We start from the raw sequence: 19668 nt of genomic DNA, 5'->3' as shown, positions 1-19668 counted from the left end.
CTCCATCCTGTGGGAATGCTCGATCATGGGAGTATAGGGACGCCGGCCCAAGGAAGCTTTCATCGATGGGACGGCGAATTATCAAAAGCGGTTAGGGTGACGAGGACTGCGATGTTCAATGCCACTACCTGGAATCGCCTGCGCTACGGCCTCTATGCGCCGATCTATGACGCCGTGGCCGAGCGCACCTTCCGGCGGCCGCGCCAACTGGCCCTGGCGCAGCTGGAGTGGCCGCCCCGGGCCCGGGTGCTACTGGTGGGGGCCGGCACCGGCCTCGACCTGCCCTGGCTGCCGGAGGACGCCGAGGTGCATGCCACCGACCTGTCACCGGCCATGGTACGACGAATCGCCCGCCGCGCCGAGGCGCTGGGCCGGGAGGTGCACTGCCGGGTGATGGATGCCGCCGACCTGGACTACCCGGACCGGCACTTCGACGTGGTGGTGATGCACCTGGTCGTGGCGGTGATGCCGGAGCCGCAGCTCGGCCTGGCCGAGGCCCATCGGGTGCTGCGCGACTCGGGCCAGTTGGGGGTGATGGACAAGTTCCAGGCCGACGAGCGCCCTGCCGGCCTCGGGCGGCGCGCCCTCAACCTGGTGACCCGCGCCATCGCCACCGATATCACCCGCCAGGCCCGGCCGCTGCTGGAAGACGCCGGCTTCGTGATCGAGGCCGACCGGCCGGTACTGATGGGCTCGCTGTTTCGCGCCCTGCGGGCCCGCAAGGCCGCGCCCTCCGGCGAAGAGGATTAGCGCCCGGTGCGGCGGCACCTCAGGCGGTGAGGCGCTCTTCCCGAGGCGTCATGCCAAAGTGATTGCGGTAGGCGGTGGAGAAGTGGGCGCCGGAGGAGAAGCCGGTCTGCAGGGCGATCTCCCCCACCGCCTGGTCGCTCTCCCGCAGCAGCTTGCGGGCCTGCTGCAGGCGCAGGTTGAGGTAGTAGCGGCTGGGCACCGCCTGCAGGTACTTCTTGAACAACCGCTCCAGCTGGCGCCGGGAGATGCCCAGGTGCTCGGCCAGCTCGTGGGTGGTGAGCGGCTCCTCGATATTGGCCTCCATCAGGGTCACCGCATCGATCAGGCTCTGGGGGGCGTGGCCCAGCCGCGAGCGCAGCGGCACATGCTGGGGCTCGTCGGCCATGCGGATGCGCTCCAGCACGAAGTGCTCGGAGACCGCCTCGGCCAGGGGCTGGCCGTGCTGCATGCCGATCAGGGTCATCATCATGTCCATGGCGGCGGTGCCACCGCCGCAGGTGAGGCGATCTCGGTCGATCTCGAACAGCTGATGGGAGAGCCGCACCCGGGGATAGTCCCGGGCGAAGGCGTCGAAGCGCTGCCAGGGCAGGGTCGCCCGATAGCCATCCAGCACCCCGGCCCGAGCCAGCACCTCGGCGCCGCCGGCGATGCCGCCCAGCACCACGCCACTGCGCGCCAGCCGCCGCAGCCACTCCCCCAGGGAGGGCGCCAGGCTACCCGCCAGGGGCGAGGGGGCGCAGACCAGCAACAGGTCTGGGACCGCGTCCAGCTCGTCGATGCGCTCGCCGGGCAGCAGCGCCACCTCGGCGACACTGCCCACCTCCCGGCCATCCAGGCCCAGGCTATGCAACTCGTAGAGGCGTCGCCCGGCGAGCTGGTTGGCCACCACCAGGGGCTCCAGGGCACAGGCCTGGGCCAGCAGCGAGAAACCCGGCAGCATCACCGCCCCCACGCGGCGGGGGTGTCCGAGGTTGGCGCTGGAAAAGGGGGCATCGTGCATGGGCAGACTCCGATCGCGGAACCCACCATCTTACCCAATTGCCCGGGAGGGAAAAGCGCCGGGGCGGGCCGAGAGAAAAAGCCGTCCCAGAACCACAAAGGCCGCCCCGGAGGGCGGCCTGGCGGCGGAGATCAGCGACCGAAGAGGAAGAAGCCCACCGCGATGATACCCACCACGATGGCGATCAGCAGGACCCGGTGCACGCCATGGGCCGACTCCCGGGCCTCGGGTTGATCCTCGTCGGGTTCGGGATTGGTGAAATCCTCCGGCTGCCTGACTTCCTTGAGGTGCTGACGTTCCTCTTCCGGGGTCTTGCTTTCACGGGTATCCATCGCGAGCCTCCGCGCCAGTTGCACTTGCCGACCGGCGCCGAGGCGCCGGTCAGACGCTGATCACATCGAATTCCGCTACCGGATCGACATCGGCATCATAGTCCACGTCGTCGCGCTCGAAGCCGAAGAGCTTCAGGAATTCATGCTTATACCCAGCATAGTCGGTAATCTCGAAGAGATTCTCGGTGGTGACCCGGGGCCAGAGATCCTTGCAGGCCTGCTGGACGTCGTCGCGCAGTTCCCAGTCGTCGAGACGCAGGCGCCCCGCCTCGTCGGTGGCCATCCCACCGCCCTGCCCCGCATAGAGGCGCTCGCCAAACAGCCGGTTGAGCTGTTCGATGGTGCCCTCGTGGAGGCCCTGGGCCTTCATCACCCGGTAGACCATGGCGATATACAGCGGCATCACCGGAATGGCGGCGCTGGCCTGAGTCACCACCGACTTGAGCACCGCCACATTGGCGCCGCCGCCGCTGGCCGCCAGGCGACGATCGATCTCGCCGGCGGCGCGATCCAGGTCTTCCTTGGCCTTGCCGAGAGCGCCATGCCAGTAGATCGGCCAGGTGATCTCGGTGCCGATATAGCTGAAGGCCACGCTGCGGGCACCCGGGGCCAGCACGCCGGCCTTGTCCAGGGCATCGATCCACAGCTCCCAGTCCTCGCCGCCCATCACGGTGATGGTGTCCTCGATCTCCTCCTGGGTGGCGGGCTCCACCTCGGCCTCGATGATGGCGTCCTTGTTGGTGTCGATGGCGGTGGCGCGATAGGTCTCGCCGATCGGCTTGAGGCTGGAGCGCTTGAGCTCGCCGCTGTCAGGCAGCTTGCGCACCGGCGAGGCCAGGGAGTAGACCACCAGGTCGACCTGGCCGAGGTCTTCCTTGATCAGCTCGATGGCCTTGGCCCGCACCTCATGGGAGAAGGCATCGCCGTTGATCGCCTTGCTGTAGAGGCCCTCGGCCTTGGCGAACTTGTCGAAGGCGGCGGAGTTGTACCAACCGGCGGTGCCGGGCTTCTTCTCGGTGCTGGGCTTCTCGAAGAACACCCCCAGGGTGTCGGCGCCATAGCCGAAAGCCGCGGTGATGCGGGCCGCCAGGCCATAGCCGCTGGAGGCGCCAATCACCAGCACCTTCTTGGGGCCGGCGGCCTGGTCGAGGCCCCGGGCGCGGGTTGCCTCGATCTGCTCGAGCACGTTCTGCTCGCAGCCGACGGGATGGGTGGTGGTGCAGATAAAACCGCGAACCTTGGGTTTGATGATCACGACTGACCTCGACTTCTTGCTGTTCGATCCTTCGCGGCCGTCTACCGGCCACGCCGAGTGATCTGGCCATTCTACCGACTCGCCGCCGGGCTGTCCGCCCTTGAGCACGGCGGCCACATAAACGAAGATGCCGGCAAGGCGCCCGACGGGCGCACCGCTTAGCAGGTAGTCAGGATGGATATCGAGACACTGGTCGAGGAACGCCGCGATCTCTGGTTGGTGCTGGCCCCACTGTGGCTCGATCGGGAGCCCGGCGAGCGGGACTATGCCCGCATGGTGGCGGTGGTCCGGCGCAGCGGCCTCACCCTCAGGCAGCTGGAGTGGGTCTTCCGCCTGGAGCTGGCCCCGGTGCTGTCACGACATCAGATGTCGGTGGCCGGCGAGTGGCGCGCCTTCAACGAGGAGCGACTACTGCGCCAGCTGGTGGCCCACAATCGCCGCCTGCGCGGCTGGCGACGCCAGTGCTGGGCGCTCTTCTCGGGGCTGACCACCATGATGACCCGCCACCGCTGGCAGGAACTGATGATGCGGGTGCAGCTGGCCCAGGACGAGGCGGCGTCAGGCGCCGAACGGGCCGACTAGGTTTTGTGCGAAAAGTCGGCGAGCGATGGCCAGACAAGGCAAAAATCGGCGAAAAGACGGAGTTTACGCGGTGTAAATGAGTACTTTGAGCCGATTTTTAACGCCGTATGGGCGAGCGCAGACAGTTTTCGTACAGAGCCTAGGTTGCCTCGAAGGGGCTCTCCAGGGCCCTCTCCAGGGCGGGGCGAATCACCCGCTGGCCGTCCCGGGGCGCAAAGCGCGCCAGTACCCGGCCATCGCGACTCACCAGGAACTTGGTGAAGTTCCACTTGATCAGGGTGCTGCCCAGCACCCCCGGCGCCTGGCGGCGCAGCTCGAGAAACAGCGGATGGGCCCCGGGGCCATTGACCTTGACCTTCTCCATCAGCGGGAAGGTGACCCGGTACTCCCGGCCGCAGAAGGCGCAGAAGTCGCGGGCCGATTCCGGCGACTGGCGGGCGAACTGATTACAGGGGAAGCCCAGCACCATAAAGCCCTGATCGCGATAGCCCCGATAGAGGGCCTCCAGCTCCTCGAGCTGGGGCGTAAAGCCGCAGCGGCTGGCCACATTGGTGACCAACAGCACCTGCCCCCGCAGGGCCCGCAGGTTGAAGGGTTCGCCGAGGTGGGTATGGCAATCGATATCGTAGAGCGACATGCCGCAGGCCCGCTGTTCTGGAAATTCCAAGATGCCATGTCGCCGCGGGCGATGCCACCCTTGCCTTTCCTGACGTTCCTTGACCACAGCATTCGAGCTAGTGTCGCGGCCATTGGTGCCTGATACGCCGACAGGCCCCGGCCAACTGGTCGCGGCGCTGATGACGTTCCGCCTCGCTCAATCGTGCATAGGCCAGGCGCTCATAGGCCCGGGCCGCCTCGTCCAGGGGAGCCGGGGCCAGGCCCTGGGCCGCCACCCGGCGCAGATGGGCCGCCGGCGACTCACCGGGACGTGCGCCCTGGCCGCGGCGCGCCAGCCAGGCCTGCAGGCGGCGTATCCGGAAGGCCTCGTGACGACGCTCCCTCAGGCGCGGCCAGCCCCAGCGCAGCGCCAGGACGAGCCCCAGGCTCAGCCCCACCAACAGCACCAACAGCAGTGGGCCGCGAGCGCCCGAGGTCACCCCCTCCCAGGCGTCGCGCAACCACTGCTGGAGCCGCGCCAGCACCGCCTCCCGGCGCTGCTGCTGATACCCCACCACGCCGCGCTGCCAGCGATACTCCAGGCGTTCCCACTCCAGGCGAACCTGGTTGAGCCAGCCCACGTCCCGCAGCCGTAGCGGCGAGAAGGGGGCATTGGCCAGGTAGGCCTGATCGGCGTCGTTCACCGCCTGGGGCCCCTCCTCGATGCGCTCCGGGGCGATGGCGGCGGTGGGATCGAGGCGCCGCCAGGCGCCGTCGAGCCACACCTCGGTCCAGGCGTGGGCGTCATAGTCACGCACCGTGTAGTAGCCGTCGGGATGGCGCTCGCCACCCAGGAAGCCCACCACGATGCGCGCCGGGATGCCCACCGCCCGGGCCATCACCGCGGTGGCGGAGGCGTAGTGGGTGCAGTAACCGGCCCGGCTCCCGAAGAGAAAATCATCGACCCGATCGCGCCCGGTGAGCCGCGGCGGGGCCAGGGTATAGCGGAAGGGGGCCTCGCCGAAGCGCGCCATCAGCGCCGCCAGATAAGCCTCAGGATCGCCCCCGGCCTCCTGCCACAGGCGCCGGGCCAGGTCATGGCTGCGCGGGTTGGTGCCCTCGGGCAGGCGAATGTACCATGCCGGCCCCGCGGGGTCGGCATGGGCCGGCGCCACGCCGCTGCTGGTCAGGCGCAGCAGGCTACGCCCGGCCAGGGGCTCCAGGCCCTCCAGGGTGCCGTCGGTAAGGTAGCGCTGGCGCACGTCGCTGGCCAGGGGCGTGCCCAGGGAGGGGCGCCAGGGGCGGCTGTCGGGCTCCAGCAGCAGCTCGGCACGAAAGCGTGCCGCCGCGTTGTCGGCAAAGGGGGAACGGGTGGCCGCCACCGCCAGGCGCTCCTCCGCCCGGCCCAGGGCCCGGGCCAGCTCCGCCGGCGTCAGCCGCGACCAGCGCTCGCCATCGAAGCGCGACAGGGTATAGACCCGCCAGTAGCGCTCGTCGGGGCGCGGCTCGCGCCCCTCGAAGCTCACCCGGAAGGCCCGGGCGGCGCTGCGCGACAGCTCGGCGATATCGCCGGGGGCGATCTCCTCGGTGAGGCCGGTAGCGGCGCGCTCCGTCTGCGGCATGCTCCACAGCGGCCCAAGGCGCGGAAAGAGCAGGAAGAGCACCACCATCAGCGGCAGCGACAGCCCCGCCAGCCACAGGGTCTCGCGCCAGCGGCTCGCGGGCTGGGCGGCCCCGGCCAGCCCCACCAGGGACTGCAGCAGCCAGACCGCCGCCACCAGGGCCCCCAGGGTCATCAGCACCCCCTGGTCGTGGAGGAAGGCCACCGTCATGGCCACGAAGCCGATGCAGATCACCACCCGGGCATCGCGGCGATTGTGGGTCTCCAGCAACTTGAGCAGGTAGATACCGAGCAGTACGCCGATCAGGCCATCCATGCCATGCAGGCTGCCGAACTCCACCCAGAGCGCCGCCAGCACGCCGACCACCGCGGTGAGGCGCAGCAGGATACTGGCCCGGGGCACCCGGTCGCGCAGTTGCAGGTAGCGCCAGCCGGCGGCGGCCAGGGCCACCCCCAGCAGCCAGGGGGGCATCCAGGCCAGGTGCAGGGCCACCACCAGACACTGGCCGATAAACAGCTGGCGCAGCATGGCCGCCGACAGGGAGCGGCCATCCGCCAGCACCACCGGGGCGGCACTCATGGGAGAGCCTCCGAGGGCTTCTCCCATAGGGCCCTATGGAGAGGAGCCGCGCTCATGGGGTCACCTCCGGGGTCTGCCCCCATAGGGCCAGGGCGCGCAGGGCGCGTCGCCGCTGGGCATCGCCGCCGTCCGGGGCCAGGGTCACCCCGGGCAGGCGCAGGCCATAGGCGTCGCCGGCGCGGTGATGGGCCAGCACCCGGGCGCACAACCAGGCCAGCCGACGCTCGGGGTCCCCCGGTGCCTCGTCGTAGTCGAGCCACAGCACCCGCCGCGGCGGCCGGCTGAACTGCTTGGTGGCCAGCATGCCGGTGCGGCTCCACTGCTTCCAGGCCAGCCGGGACGGATTATCGCCGGGCACATAGCGACGCAGTCCGCTGAAGTCGCGCTCCTCCTGCCCTTCCCCCTCGTCCCGGGTGGTGCGGGACGCCTCGTCCAGGGGCGCCGGGTAGACCAGCAGCGGGTCGCCGGGGGCCACCCAAGCCAGCACCCGCACCAGCCCCAGGGGCCAGTCGCTGTGCAGGCGCAGCAGCGGCAAGGACTGCCAGCCGCGGCGCACCGCCGGCAGGGTCAACTGGGCCTGGCCCTCGCCGTGCTCGATCACGCAGGTCACCGGGTCGCCCCCCAGGCGCAGTTGGATGCCCTGGCGGGCCCGGGGCGCCTGGAGATGCACCCCCAGGCGCGCCTCGCCGCCGGCGAAGACCTCCTGGGGCGGGCGCAAGGTGACGCGGATGCCGTGCAGGTTGCGCCAGCCCCGCCACAGCGCCACCAGGGCGATGGCGAAGAGCCAGAAGGCCAGGCCGTAGGCGAGGTTGTTCTGATAGTTGATACCGAACAGCAGCAGCACCAGCACCAGGGTGGCCCAGCCCAGGCCGAAGGCGGTGGGCAGCAGGAAGAGGCGGCGCTGATGCAGCGGCTGCCCCTGGGGGGTGGCCAGGCGGCGCCGCCAGCGCTGCCGCCAGGAGGCCCGGGACGCCATGCCCAGCGTCATGGCTAGCCCAGCACCGGTACCGCGGTGAGCAGTTGCCAGGCCAGGCCCTCGCCCTCCTCCCGGCGCGCCTCGCTGAAGCGGTGGCCCACCACCGGCACCCAGACCGCCTGGACGTCCTCCGGCAACACATGATCGCGCCCCTCCAGCAGGGCCCAGCCGCGGGCCGCATGCAGCAGGGCCAGCACGCCCCGGGTGGAGAGCCCCCAGGGCAGTTCGGCGTGCTCGCGGCTGGCCTTGGCCAGGGCCTGCACATAGTCGAGCAGGCTGTCGGAGGCATGCACCTCGGCGACCCGCGCCTGCCAGCCGCGCAGGGTCTCGGCGTCGAGCAGGGCGGTCAGTTCCTTGAGACGCCCCCGCCCCGCCTCGCCCTTGAGGATCTCGCGCTCCGCCTTGGCATCGGGGTAGCCCAGGGAGAGGCGCATCAGGAAGCGATCCAACTGCGACTCCGGCAGCGGGAAGGTCCCCGACTGCTCCTGGGGATTCTGGGTGGCGATGACGAAGAAGGGATCGGGCAAGGCGCGGGTCTCGCCCTCGATGGTCACCTGCCCCTCCTCCATGGCCTCGAGCAAAGCGCTCTGGGTCTTGGGGGTGGCGCGATTGATCTCGTCGGCCAGCACCAGGCCGTGGAAGATGGGACCGGGATGAAAGCGGAAGCTGGCGTCCCGGGGATCGAACACCGAGACCCCCAGCACGTCCGCCGGCAGCAGGTCGCTGGTGAACTGGATGCGTTGCATCTCCAGGCCGGTGACCCGGGCCAGGGCCTGGGCCAGGGTGGTCTTGCCCAACCCCGGCAGGTCCTCGATCAGCAGGTGGCCCCGGCACAGCAGGCAGCACAGTGACAGGCGCACCTCCCGGGGCTTGCCGCGCACCACCCGAGCCAGGGCCTCGGCCACCCGGGCCAGGCGCGCCTCGCTCAGCGGCGGCGACAAGGGGCGATTCATGCCGGCGACTCCAGCAGGCCACGGCGCCGCAGCGCCTCGATGGCACAGCGGGTATCCGGGGTCACCGAGTCCAGGGCCAGGGCCTCGTCCAGGGGCAGCCAGAAGGCCTCCGCCACCTCCTCGGCCTGGAGCCTCAGGGGGCCGTCGTAGTGCACCAGGAAGAGGCTGCCGAAGATATGGTGGCCGCCCTCCACATAGCGGAAGCCGCCACAGTCCCGCAACGGCACGCCGCGAATCCCCAGTTCCTCGTCGAGCTCGCGGCGGGCGGCGACATGCTCCGCCTCGCCGGCACCCACCACCCCCCCGGCGGCCAGATCCAGGTGACCGGGGAAGACTTCCTTGATCAGGGTACGGCGCTGCACACAGAGCTCGCCCCGGCCATTGAGCACCACCACATAGGTGGCCCGATGCCAGAAGCGAAAGCGCCGCATCAGCGCCCGGGGGGCACTGCCACAGGGGCGGTTGCGGGCGTCTACCAACTGGATGGACTCATCGGCGATCACCGGCTCGGGCAGGGCCAGGGTCGAAGCAATATCGGCGGTCATCGGACTCTCCTGTGGATCTCCCCTCAGCCTACTCAGTCACCGCCCATAGGGCCAGAAAGAGCGGGAGTCAAAACGGGCCACCGGCTGAGACTCTGGGCTAGGGACTATTCTGGGGGCAGGCCCATCGATTCAGGAGCGCCTCGATGCGCGACTTTGCCCCCCGCGAGATCCTGGCCAGCCATCGGGTCGAGAACCAGCCGCCCGCGGACGACGACCGGGACGCCTTCGCCGACGACCTGCCACTGCGCGAGGCCCTGAGCCACGAGGCCCCGGGCTGGGTCGCCGAGCGCCTGGCGCCGCTCGGCCAGGCGGTGGGCAGCCGCGAGGTGCAGGCCTGGGGCGAGGAGGCCAACCGCCACCCGCCGGAGCTGCGCCTCTTCGACCGTTACGGGCGACGCCTGGACGAGGTGCGCTACCACCCCGCCTATCATCGGCTGATGGAACTGGCCTGCCGCGGTGGCTGGCACGCCGTGGCCTGGCGGGAGGAGGGTCGCGGCGGGCACCAGGCCCATGTGGCGGCCCTCTATCTGTTGACCCAGGCGGAGCCGGGCTTCTGCTGCCCCCTCACCATGACCCATGCCGCCCTGCCCGCCCTGCGCCACGCCCCCGAGGTGCTCGCCGCCTGGCAGCCCAAGCTGCTGGCTCACGATTACGACGGCCGCGCCCTGCCCCTGGCCGACAAGGCCGCCGCCACCCTGGGCATGGCCATGACCGAGAAGCAGGGCGGCAGCGACGTGCGCGCCAATACCACCCGGGCCGAGCGCGACGGCGACGGCTATCGCCTCACCGGCCACAAGTGGTTCTGCAGCGCCCCCATGTCCGACGGTTTCCTGACCCTGGCCCAGAACGACGCCGGCCTGGGCTGCTTCCTGGTGCCCCGCTTCACCCCGGACGGCGCACGCAATGCCATCGAGCTGCAGCGCCTCAAGGAGAAGTGCGGCAACCGCGCCAACGCCTCGGCGGAGATCGAGTACCGGGGCGCCTGGGCCCTGCCGGTGGGCGAATCGGGCCGCGGCATCGCCACCATCCTCGAGATGGTCCAGCAGACCCGCCTCGACGCCGCCGTCGCCCCGGTGGGCATGATGCGCCAGGCCCTGGTGTGTGCCTGGCGGCATGCCTGCGGCCGCCACGCCTTCGGCAAGCGCCTGGCGGAGCAGCCGCTGATGCGCGCGGTGATCGCCGACCTGGCCCTGGAGGTGGAGGCCGGGGTGGCGCTTAGCCTGCGCGCCGCCCGGGCCTTCGACGCCGCCGCCGGCAACGCCGAGGAGGCGGCCCTGGCGCGGCTGCTGCCGACCCTGGCCAAGTACTGGCATAACCGCCGCGGCCCCGGCTTCATGGCCGAGGCCATGGAGTGCCTGGGCGGCATCGGCTATGTGGAGGAGTCGCCCCTGGCCAGGCTCTATCGGGAGGCGCCGGTGAACTCCATCTGGGAGGGCTCCGGCAACGTGATCTGCCTGGACCTGCTGCGGGTGGTACGGCGCCACCCCGAGAGCCTGGAGGCGCTGTTCGCCCTGCTGGCCAAGGCCAAGGGCCACCAGGGCGACTATGATCGCGCCCTCGAGGAGATTCACCGCCTGCTGGCCGGCCCCGCCGAGGCGCTGGAGCCGCGGGCCCGCTGGCTGACCCAGCGCCTGGCTCAGGCCACCCAGGCGGCGCTGCTGCTCGACCGGGCCCCGGCGGCGGTGGCCGAGGGCTTCTGTCGCAGCCGCCTGGGCGAGGCCAGCCCTGCCTATGGCTGCCTGCCCGCCGACCTGGCCCTGACGCCGATCTTGGATCGGCTGCCCTGCCCTTGAGTGCGACAAAGCGCCGCCTTGGTTACGCTGGTGCCGCGACTAAGCTTATCGTCTCTTATATCGACAAGGATGCATCATGCCCGCGCTTTCCCTTCGCCTCGGCCTGGTTGCCGGCCTGGCCGTCACCGCCCTGGCCGCCCTGCCCCCTTCCGCCATGGCCCACGAGGCCCATCATGGGGACCTGCGTATCGCCCACCCCTTCGCCACGCCCACGCCGCCGGGGGCACCCAATGGCGCCGCCTACCTGGATATCGGCGTCGAGGGCGAACAGCCGGCGCGCCTGATCGGCGCCAGCAGCCCGGTAAGCGAGGTGGTGGAGCTCCACGACATGACCCTGGAGGACGACCGCATGGTGATGCGCCGGCAGGAGGCCTTCGAGATCGCCCCCGGCGAGACCCTGACCATGCGTCCCGGCGGTGGCACGCACCTGATGCTGATCAACCTGGAAGCCCCCCTGACGGTGGGCCAGCGCTTCCCGCTGACCCTGGAGTTCGCCGAGCGCGATAGCGTCGAGGTGGAAGTCTGGGTGGAGGAAGCGTCGGTGGGCAGCGAGGCGGCGGATGCCCACCATCACTGAGTCGTGACGACCTCATCCCGCGCGGCGGGTCAGCAGCCCCGCCAGGGCCTCCGCCGGCATGGGAGGGGCCAGGGCATAGCCCTGGGCGTGGGTGCAGCCATAGCGGGCCAGGGCCTCCAGGGTGGCGAGGGATTCCACCCCCTCCGCCACCACCCGAATCCCCAGGCGCCGCCCCAGCAGGGCCACCGCCTCGACGATGGCGGCGTCCAGGGGCTCCTCCTGGAGGTGGCTGACGAAGCTGCGATCCAGCTTCAGCTCGCTGACCGGCAGCATCTGTAGCCGGGCCAGGGAGGAGAAGCCCACCCCGAAGTCATCGATGGCCAGCTCCAGGCCGTGCAGGTGCAGCCGTGCCGCCACCTCGCCGCCCAGCAGCTCGTCGTCCATGGCCGCGGTCTCGGTCACCTCCAGCACCAGGGGCGGCGCCTTGGCCAGGCCGGCGCGCAGCTCCTCCATCAGCAGCAGCAGTTCCTCGCTCATCAGCTCCTCGGGGGTCACGTTCACCGAGATGCTGTCGAGCCCCTGCAGGGTCGGCCAGCGCGCCACGTCCGCCATCACGCCCATCAGCATGCAACGGGTCAGGCGGCGGTACTGACCGGGCGTCATGGTCCCCAGGAACTGCCCCGGCACCAGGATGCCCCGCCGGGGATGCCGCCAGCGCACCAGGGCCTCGACGCCGCTGATGCGCTGCCCGGCCAGCTCCAGTTGGGGCTGGTAGTAGACGAGGAACTCGCCCTGAGTCAGGGCACGCTCGATCTCTTCGCCGATACGCGGGGCGACCCCCGCCTCCGCCCGACAGGCCTCCCGGGGCAAGGGATGCAGGCCATCGAGGCGCTGGCGCAGCTCCGCCAGGCGAAAGGACTTGGGCAGGGAGTCGAGCATCAGCAACCCCAGGGTGCGACCGACCCGCTCGGCGATACGCACCACCTTGCGCTCGACGCCGCTAAGCAGCAGCACGGCGCCGACATAGCCGAGCCGGGACAAGTCGCGCAGCACGGCGATGCCATCGATACGCCCTGGCTCCAGGGCCAGCACCACCAGTTGTGGACGGCGCCGGTCCAGCTCCTCCAGCAGGCGCTGGCGGCTCTGATAGTAGCGGGCACGAATGCCCAGGGTATGCAATTGCAGGGAGAGCGAGGCGGCCACGTCCTGGTCGCTGTCCAGCACCGCCGCCTCGTTGGGATGCGTCGACGTCATGCCCTTCTCCCGGAGTCAACCCGCTATTCAGCCTAACAGGGGCGGGACGGGGCGCCAGGCGGACCGTCAACGCTGGGTGGCGCTACAGGGGCCCCCAGACCACGCGGATCGCCAGGCCCAGCAGCAACACCCCGGTGATACGATGAATCCAGTGGGCCCGGGCCTGCAGCCAGGGCAATACCCGACCATGGGTGAGCCCCACCGCCACCAGGGCATACCAGCCGCCGTCGATGATCATGGCGGTGGCGACGATCAGCGCCTTGACCGCCACCGACATCTCGGGGCTGACGAACTGGCTCAGCAGGGCCACGAAGAAGAGGATCAGCTTGGGATTACCCAGGGCCACCAGCAGCCCCTCCCGGGCCGCCTGGCGCGGCGTGGTGGCCACGCCCTCGGCGGCCAGGGCGCCGCCGCGCCCGGCGCGCAGCGCCTTGATGCCCAGCCAGGCCAGGTAGGCCGCCCCCAGCCAGGTGATCCCCTGGAACAGCGCCGGCTGGCGGGCCACCAGGGCGCCCAGGCCCCAGACCGTCAGCAGCGCATAGAGCCCCACCCCCAGGGCATGGCTGAGGGCCGCGGTGACCCCAGGGGCACGACCGCCGCCCAGGGTATGGCGCAGCACCAGGGCCAGGCTGGGCCCCGGCGAGACCGCCCCCATGGCGCAGACCGCCGCCAGTGACAACCACAGTGATAATGGCATCCTGCCTCTCCTCCTTGGGTTAGTGATGCGAACGCGGCATCCCCAGCTTACCAAGGCCAGGGCCGCCATGCCCTTGGCCCTTGGCCCATGGGCGAGGGCTCAGCGATGAAATTGGCCCTCGCGCTCCGGCTGCCAGAAGATGGCGTCGATACGCAGCTTGATCTCGCTGCCGTCCGGCAGCGGCCAGTCGATGATATCGCCGATGCGCAGGCCCAGCAGGGCCGCGCCGATGGGCGCCATCACCGAGAGCCCATCCTCGGTGGCGGCCAGGGCATGGGGATAGACCAGGGTGCGGATCATCTGGCGGTCGCGGGTCAGGTCGGTGAACTGCACCTGGCTGTTCATGCTGACCACATCCTCGGGGATATCCTCCGGGTCGATGACCTCGCCCCGGGTCAGTTCCTCCTCCAGGGACTCCGCCACCGGCAGGTCCTTGTCGCTGGCGGCATCGATCAGCCGCTGCAGGCGCTCGGCATCGAGACGGTTGATGATAATGGCAGGACGTGACGACATGGTGCCTCCTACAGGCCGGTCAACGCTCTATGGACGAAAAACCGACCGTCCAACGAAAACAGCCCTCCGCCCGCAAGCGGGCGAAGGACTGTGAATTCAGCGCATCATAAGCCTTAACGGCAGGCTTGGACAGCCCCCACGAAGGCCGCAGGAAAAGGCGCCTACACTGTTCGGCAATGCCGCCGAAGCCACGAGGGGAAGGGCGATGAAATATATCTTCGAGGTACGTATCCGCGACGGCTATCGGGCCGAGGACTATGCCGAGGCCTGGGTGCGCGCCAGCCAGCGCATCCAGCGGGCGCCGGGGGCGCGGGGTACCGAGCTGCATCGCAAGATCGATGACCCGCACACCCTGATCGCCATCGCCCACTGGGACAGCAAGGCCAGCCGCGACGCCATGGAGGCGCGACAGGACCCGGTGGTCAAGGAGATCATTCGCGCCGCGGCCCCCTGCTGCGAGATCCACCTGATCGGCGAATTCGAGGAACCGGAGTGGGTGGTCATGCCACCCTTTGGAGCCTAGATCACACCCAGGGTCTGGGCCACCCTGGCCGCGGGAATCAGGCCGCGACGAATCAGCAGGCTCTGCTTGCCCGGATGGGCCACCGCCCGGGGATGCGTCAGCGGAAACGGCATGCGATCCAGGCGATCCTCCACCAGCCCCTGCGCCAGGCGCATGCCCAGCAAGGGCGCCATGATATTGCCCCAGGCATTGAAGTGCATCAGGCCATAGAGCCCCGGCGCCGCCTCATAAACCCCGGGAAAGGCCTGATCGCGCAGCGCCACCCGGCCAGTCCAGTAGTGCGCGAGAGAGAGCTCGAGGTGGCGGCTCTGCGGCCAGGTGCGGTGCAGCCAGCGCAGGTGATGACGGAAGTGTCAGGCGGCATCGGCGGGTCGGCGGCGACTGGGAATCGACGCCATGATCAAGCGGTGCTTACCATCGACGACCAGCGGATTGAGATCGACCGGTTCCTGAGACAGGACCGCTCGTCCCGGCATGATGACCTCGCGCAGCTCCCGGGGCAGTGGCTGGGTCATCAGGGCATAAGCGGTCAAGGGGTAGCAGCCGCCGGTCAGTTCGGGCACCAGATCGCCGGAATAGGCATTGGTACAGAGCACGACCCGCTCGCAGCGCACGCTCCCCCGGGCGGTCTCGACGCGCCAGCGCCGCCCCTCCGGGGTCAGTTTCAGGGCCGCGCTATCACCATAGACCCTGGCCCCCAGCCGGTGGGCGGCGGCCACCATGCCCAGCGTGAAGCGGTAGGGGTTGATGCGCCCCCCCGCGGCATGCCACACCCCGAAGGGGTAGGCATGACTCCCCGTCTGCTCGTGCATGGCCGCGCCATCCAGCAGCTCAACGCGTTGACCCAGCCGTTCGGCCTGCACCACCGCCTGCCGGGAAAAGCGTTCGAAGGCCCCCTTGCCACGCATGGCATGCAGGTAGCCGACCTTGGCGGCATCACACTCGATGCCGTGGCGACGCGCCAGGGTAAAGGGCAGCCGGTGGTGCTCGCCGAACAGCTCGAGGAAGGCTCGTCCCCCATCCGCGAAGCCCTCGATCGCCCGCATGTCCTTGATCATCGGCAACACGTGACCGGCATTGCGCCCGGAGGCGCCCCAACCCGGCTGGCGCGCCTCCAGCAGGGTCACCTCGACGCCCGCCAACCACTGGCCTCGATCGGCACCTCGCCGGTATCGTAAAGGGCGACTTCTCTGTTCGGTATCACGCTCGGCATGTCCTCTCCAGTCGGGGGGCTCGACAACGGCCCACCCCGAGTCGAGACAAGCCACCGTCACCTGGACCTTGCCCGCCCGACGCCGCCTCGCCATCCCCCGAACGGACGATAGCGAGCGACACGACCGGAAATCGGCTAACGGACCATAAAGCAGACACCCCCGTCCCCCGACCATTTGGCCGACGCGATCAAGTACGCACCGAAAGTGTGGGTTAGCAGTAGATATGGCACTAGAGACCAAGTGGCGGGATCTGGCGGGATAAAACGGGGATCCATGGGACGAGCCCAGGAGTGGCGTGGGTTTCAGAGCAGTGAATCCCGCCAGGGAGCGCGGAAACAGTGCCAAAGAAGCGCGAATCAGAAAAAGGGCCATCTCGGTATGAGGCGGCCCTTTTTACTGGGTGTTTGGCACTGGGCTGTCAAAGCCAGCCGGCGGCCCAGACGGCGCGACCGATGACCTCCAGCTCTTGGAGTCGGTCGCGAGGCACCAAGGCTTCCGGGTATTCCTTATTAGCGCTGATGATTGCCACGCCATCGAAGCGGCGCTGCAGGCGCTTGGCATAGAGGTAGTCGTCCAGGCGAATCACATTCCCAACTTAACGTTAAATGAAGCCCGGCTCAGTGCCGGGCTACCTTCCCCAAATACCGATCACACTTTAGTGATCAGGTCATAGATCTCGGGCCGCCGATGTAGCGAGAAATTGAAGATATGCTCTCGAATTTCACGCGTCCGGTCTAGATCGCACTCATAGGTGATCAATTCATCTTCCATGGTGCTGGCCATGGCCATGATTTCACCGGTAGGGCCGATGATGCAGCTCTGGCCCAGCAGATCACACCCTTCCTCCTTGCCTGCCTTGGCCACCCCCACCACCCACATGCCGTTCTGGTAGGCTCCTGCCTGCATGCAAAGATGGTTGTGGAACCCTTGTAGGTGATCATGCTCTGGCACAGGCGGGTAGTGGGTCGGCGTGTTATAGCCGAGCATCATCAGCTCGACTCCCTGCAGGGCCAACATTCGATAGGTCTCTGGCCAGCGCCGGTCGTTGCAAAGCGCCATGCCCATGGCCCCCCCGAAGGCTTGCCAGGCACCAAAACCTTGATTGCCCGGCTCGAAATACCGCTTTTCGAGATGCTGAAAAGGCCGCCAGGGCTCATGCTCGTCATGTCCGGGAAGATGTACCTTGCGGTACTTGCCAACGATGCGGCCCGATCCATCGACCAGGATGGAGGTGTTGAAGTGGCGTGTCCTGCCATCTTCTTGCGCCAGTTCCGCGTACCCTAGATAAAAGCCGATGCCCAACTCCCGGGCGGCATCGAACAACGGCTGCGTCTCAGGGCCGGGGAGTTCTCGTTCAAAGAAGGCGTCAACCTCGGCCTGATCCTCGAAGTACCAGCGCGGGAAGAAGGTGGTCAGCGCCAGTTCCGGGAAAACCACCAGCTGGACCCCGCGGCCCTTGGCCTGGTGCATCAGGTCGACCATCCTGGCCACGGCCTGGGAGCGGGACTCCGTCCTCGCGATGGGACCGAGCTGGGCGGCCCCTACCATCAATTTTCGACTCATGCGTATGTCCTTGGTCTCACTCGCTGAGATCCAGCATCACCTGAAGCAGGACATTGACGCCTGCCTCCAGATCAGCGGGTTCGGTATGCTCGTTGATGTTGTGACTGATCCCGCCGACGCTGGGCACGAAGATCATGCTGGTCGGACAGACCCGGGCGAGCATCTGGGCATCATGGCCGGCACCGCTGGGCATGCGCATGACGGAATGCCCCAACGCCTTGGCAGCGGATTCCACCCGGTCGACCATAGCGGGATCGAACGGAACGGGGTCGAAGCGAGCCAAGGTGCGTCGCTCGACCTCTATGCCCTCTCGGTCTGCCAGCTGGTCCACAAAGTCAGCCAGCTCCTGTTCGGCCTGCTTCAACTTTTCGTTGTCGGTATTGCGTAGATCGACCGTGAAGCGAGTATGGTTAGCCACGACGTTGACTAGGTTCGGTGCGATATCCAGATAGCCGACTGTGCCGACTTGATCCCCCCCGATTCGGTTTGCCAAGTCGCGTACGAAGGTGGCCGTGGCCATCGCCGCATAGCCTGCATCATGCCGCAGGCGCATGGGCGTGGTGCCGGCATGATTCGATGTGCCGATGAAGGTCAGCTCCGTCCAGGAGATGCCCTGAACTTTCTCCACGGCACCAATCGTGATGTCGGTTTCTTCCAGCACCGGTCCTTGTTCGATATGCAGCTCAACGAAGGTGTGCACCTCGGGATTTCCCACCGACAGGTTGCCCCGCGCTCCGATGCCATCCAGGCAATCACCGACCTTTTCGCCATCGATCCCTTCGGTCGTCAGCGCTTCTTCCAGCGGCATGCCCCCTACATAGACCAGGCTACCCATCATGTCCGGGGCGAAACGTGCCCCTTCCTCGTTGGTGAAGAAGGCGACACAGAGGGGCCGGCGCGTCGTGATGCCCGCGTCATTGAGGGTCTCGACAACCTCCAGCCCTCCTAACACCCCCAGGTTCCCGTCATAGAGGCCACCAGTGCGGACGGTATCGATATGAGAGCCCGTCATCACCGGGGGGCCCTCCTCCTGGCCGGGGCGCAGGCCAAAGACATTGCCCATGCCATCCGTGGTGACCTTCAGGCCTAGGTCGCGCATCCAGCCGATGACTCGCTCTCGGCCCTGGCGGTCTTCCTCACTCAAGGCCAGGCGGCAGACGCCACCACCTTGCAGTGCACCAATTTCCCCCAGGGATTGGAGCCGCTCAAGTAGCCGCTTGCCATTGATACGAAGAGTGTCATGCATGCTCTAGAGCCTCTTTTTCTACCTCGGCCGATCCGCGGCCGACGAGTTCGCGATATACCGCTTCGTCCGTTGCCCCTTCACTGCCGATAACCAGCACACGGCTCGCTTCGTCCAGGCCGAGAGCGGCACTCAGCTCCGGCTGCTGGCGGGCGATCAGTAGACCGGCGAGACCTGCTACGGCACTCTCGCCGGCCACTAATGGTGCGTCGCCGGCTGAGCCATCAGCTAACAGCCGCATCGCCTCCACCGCGGAATCATCGGAGACCGTCATGAAGTCGTCTACGCCTTCGTCGAGCACTTCCCAGGCCAACAACGAGACCTCGCCACAGGCCAATCCGGCCATCAGCGTATCCAGTTCGCCCTCGACTGCCGTTGGAATGCCGGCACGCACGCTGGCATAGAGGCAGGCGGCGCGGTCAGGCTCGACCACGACCACACGCGGACGCTCCGGGCCGTAGGCTTCCCAGAGCTGAGCCAAGGCAGCGGCCGCCAGGCCACCCACTCCGCCTTGAACGAAGCAGTGGGTCGGTGGTTCCGGGAGTTGATGCACCGCTTCATCAATCATGATGGTGTAGCCCTGCATCACGTCGCGGGGCACCTTCATATAGCCCGGGTAGGAGGTATCCGAGACCACGAACCAGCCATTGGCCTCGGCATCCCGTGCCGCCTGCCGAACCGAATCATCGTAATTGCCATCGACTCGACGCACCTCGGCCCCGAAGCGAGTAATCGCATCCTCACGCCCCTGGGAAACGGTGGCGTGCAGGTAGATCACGCAGCGGGCGCCGAACTGCTGGGCTCCCCACGCGACCGACCGGCCATGGTTGCCGTCGGTGGCGCAACACACCGTCAGGCCTGACACGATGTCCTGGTAACGTCCCGCCATCAGGTCCGAGGAGGACACATCCTCAGGCAGGTGGGACTTGAGCAGTTGAAGGACCGCATAGGCGCCCCCCAGTGCCTTGAAACTGTTCAGAGAAAAACGATGAGCCTCATCCTTGTAAGTGATGGAGGCTACCTTGGCCGCTTCAGCAAGTCTCTTCAGGGAAACCAGAGGGGTTGGCGCGTACCCCGGCCAGGTTCGGATTTCATCTCGGGCCTTGTGCATGGCGTCCTGGTTGAGGACGGCCCGCTGGCGGTCGCCGATCGGCACTCCT

22 protein-coding genes are annotated in these 19668 nt (G+C 68.2%); 5 read left to right on the top strand and 17 right to left on the bottom strand.

All coding sequences use genetic code 11. The features are described 5' to 3' along the window. Positions 1-111: 111 nt before the first annotated feature. Positions 112-750, top strand: coding sequence for a class I SAM-dependent methyltransferase (locus tag ACQ1W9_RS03570; protein ID WP_431025352.1), 639 nt, complete (start codon positions 112-114; stop codon positions 748-750). 19 nt (positions 751-769) lie between these two features. Here ACQ1W9_RS03570 and ACQ1W9_RS03565 read toward each other — a convergent pair whose 3' ends face one another. From ACQ1W9_RS03565 to fabV, 3 genes are all read right to left on the bottom strand, one after another. Next, positions 770-1750: a GlxA family transcriptional regulator gene (locus ACQ1W9_RS03565; protein WP_431025351.1), complete on the bottom strand. Its 981-nt coding sequence runs from the start codon at positions 1748-1750 to the stop codon at positions 770-772. Positions 1751-1881: 131 nt separating this feature from the next. Further along, complete coding sequence (locus tag ACQ1W9_RS03560) at positions 1882-2082, bottom strand: hypothetical protein (protein ID WP_431025350.1); 201 nt, start codon at positions 2080-2082, stop codon at positions 1882-1884. Positions 2083-2131: 49 nt separating this feature from the next. Then, entirely contained in the window at positions 2132-3337 is a 1206-nt protein-coding gene (gene fabV / locus ACQ1W9_RS03555) for an enoyl-ACP reductase FabV (protein WP_431025349.1), read from the bottom strand. A 174-nt stretch (positions 3338-3511) separates the two neighbouring features. Here fabV and ACQ1W9_RS03550 point away from each other — a divergent pair, with 174 nt between their 5' ends. Beyond that, positions 3512-3919, top strand: coding sequence for a DUF7079 family protein (locus ACQ1W9_RS03550; RefSeq protein ID WP_431025348.1), 408 nt, complete (start codon positions 3512-3514; stop codon positions 3917-3919). A gap of 139 nt (positions 3920-4058) precedes the next feature. Here ACQ1W9_RS03550 and ACQ1W9_RS03545 read toward each other — a convergent pair whose 3' ends face one another. The 5 genes from ACQ1W9_RS03545 to ACQ1W9_RS03525 form a co-directional block, all read right to left on the bottom strand. Next, complete coding sequence (locus tag ACQ1W9_RS03545; RefSeq protein ID WP_431026404.1) at positions 4059-4556, bottom strand: glutathione peroxidase; 498 nt, start codon at positions 4554-4556, stop codon at positions 4059-4061. A 97-nt stretch (positions 4557-4653) separates the two neighbouring features. Then, positions 4654-6717, bottom strand: a complete 2064-nt coding sequence (locus ACQ1W9_RS03540; protein WP_431025347.1) for a transglutaminase TgpA family protein — start codon at positions 6715-6717, stop codon at positions 4654-4656. Between the two features lie 52 nt (positions 6718-6769). Then, entirely contained in the window at positions 6770-7705 is a 936-nt protein-coding gene (locus ACQ1W9_RS03535) for a DUF58 domain-containing protein (protein WP_431025346.1), read from the bottom strand. A 2-nt stretch (positions 7706-7707) separates the two neighbouring features. Beyond that, complete coding sequence (locus ACQ1W9_RS03530; protein ID WP_431025345.1) at positions 7708-8646, bottom strand: AAA family ATPase; 939 nt, start codon at positions 8644-8646, stop codon at positions 7708-7710. Then, positions 8643-9191 (bottom strand): NUDIX hydrolase, encoded by a 549-nt coding sequence (locus ACQ1W9_RS03525; protein ID WP_431025344.1) that lies wholly within the window; start codon positions 9189-9191, stop codon positions 8643-8645. Before ACQ1W9_RS03525 ends, ACQ1W9_RS03530 begins: the two co-directional genes overlap by 4 nt. 143 nt (positions 9192-9334) lie before the next feature. On the opposite strand from ACQ1W9_RS03525, the gene ACQ1W9_RS03520 reads away from it, so the two are divergent. Continuing rightward, a complete protein-coding gene (locus tag ACQ1W9_RS03520) occupies positions 9335-10984 on the top strand; it encodes an acyl-CoA dehydrogenase family protein (RefSeq protein WP_431025343.1) in 1650 nt (549 codons plus the stop codon). A 76-nt stretch (positions 10985-11060) separates the two neighbouring features. Further along, a complete protein-coding gene (locus tag ACQ1W9_RS03515) occupies positions 11061-11561 on the top strand; it encodes a copper chaperone PCu(A)C (RefSeq protein ID WP_431025342.1) in 501 nt (166 codons plus the stop codon). A 12-nt stretch (positions 11562-11573) separates the two neighbouring features. Here ACQ1W9_RS03515 and ACQ1W9_RS03510 read toward each other — a convergent pair whose 3' ends face one another. The 3 genes from ACQ1W9_RS03510 to rnk form a co-directional block, all read right to left on the bottom strand. Beyond that, on the bottom strand, positions 11574-12755 hold the full coding sequence (locus tag ACQ1W9_RS03510) for an EAL domain-containing protein (protein WP_431025341.1): 1182 nt from the start codon (positions 12753-12755) through the stop codon (positions 11574-11576). An 82-nt stretch (positions 12756-12837) separates the two neighbouring features. Then, positions 12838-13452, bottom strand: coding sequence for a LysE family translocator (locus ACQ1W9_RS03505; RefSeq protein ID WP_431025340.1), 615 nt, complete (start codon positions 13450-13452; stop codon positions 12838-12840). Between the two features lie 99 nt (positions 13453-13551). After that, positions 13552-13965 (bottom strand): nucleoside diphosphate kinase regulator, encoded by a 414-nt coding sequence (gene rnk, locus ACQ1W9_RS03500; RefSeq protein WP_146801451.1) that lies wholly within the window; start codon positions 13963-13965, stop codon positions 13552-13554. 205 nt (positions 13966-14170) lie between these two features. Here rnk and ACQ1W9_RS03495 point away from each other — a divergent pair, with 205 nt between their 5' ends. Beyond that, entirely contained in the window at positions 14171-14488 is a 318-nt protein-coding gene (locus ACQ1W9_RS03495; protein WP_431025339.1) for an antibiotic biosynthesis monooxygenase family protein, read from the top strand. Here ACQ1W9_RS03495 and ACQ1W9_RS03490 read toward each other — a convergent pair. The 6 genes from ACQ1W9_RS03490 to ACQ1W9_RS03465 all read right to left on the bottom strand — a co-directional run bounded on the left by ACQ1W9_RS03490 (position 14485) and on the right by ACQ1W9_RS03465 (position 19664). Then, positions 14485-14751 carry a hypothetical protein gene (locus ACQ1W9_RS03490; RefSeq protein ID WP_431025338.1) on the bottom strand — a complete coding sequence of 89 codons (267 nt, stop codon included), beginning with the start codon at positions 14749-14751 and terminating at the stop codon, positions 14485-14487. The genes ACQ1W9_RS03495 and ACQ1W9_RS03490 overlap by 4 nt on opposite strands. 90 nt (positions 14752-14841) lie before the next feature. Further along, positions 14842-15630, bottom strand: coding sequence for an NAD(P)/FAD-dependent oxidoreductase (locus tag ACQ1W9_RS03485; protein WP_431025337.1), 789 nt, complete (start codon positions 15628-15630; stop codon positions 14842-14844). Positions 15631-16120: 490 nt separating this feature from the next. Further along, positions 16121-16288: a S24 family peptidase gene (locus ACQ1W9_RS03480; RefSeq protein WP_431025336.1), complete on the bottom strand. Its 168-nt coding sequence runs from the start codon at positions 16286-16288 to the stop codon at positions 16121-16123. Between the two features lie 62 nt (positions 16289-16350). Next, positions 16351-17265, bottom strand: a complete 915-nt coding sequence (locus ACQ1W9_RS03475) for an N-carbamoyl-D-amino-acid hydrolase (RefSeq protein WP_431025335.1) — start codon at positions 17263-17265, stop codon at positions 16351-16353. 16 nt (positions 17266-17281) lie between these two features. Further along, positions 17282-18511: a Zn-dependent hydrolase gene (locus tag ACQ1W9_RS03470; RefSeq protein WP_431025334.1), complete on the bottom strand. Its 1230-nt coding sequence runs from the start codon at positions 18509-18511 to the stop codon at positions 17282-17284. Further along, the gene (locus ACQ1W9_RS03465) at positions 18504-19664 is read right to left on the bottom strand and encodes a diaminopropionate ammonia-lyase (protein ID WP_431025333.1); all 1161 of its coding nucleotides are present in this window, start codon (positions 19662-19664) and stop codon (positions 18504-18506) included. Before ACQ1W9_RS03465 ends, ACQ1W9_RS03470 begins: the two co-directional genes overlap by 8 nt. Between the last annotated feature and the right edge of the window lie 4 nt (positions 19665-19668).

This window comes from Halomonas sp. H5, assembly GCF_050613175.1.
In the GTDB taxonomy this organism is placed as follows: domain Bacteria; phylum Pseudomonadota; class Gammaproteobacteria; order Pseudomonadales; family Halomonadaceae; genus Bisbaumannia; species Bisbaumannia salifodinae.
Note: the sequence above shows the minus strand (reverse complement) of the source record. Positions and strands in the feature narration are given on the sequence as shown.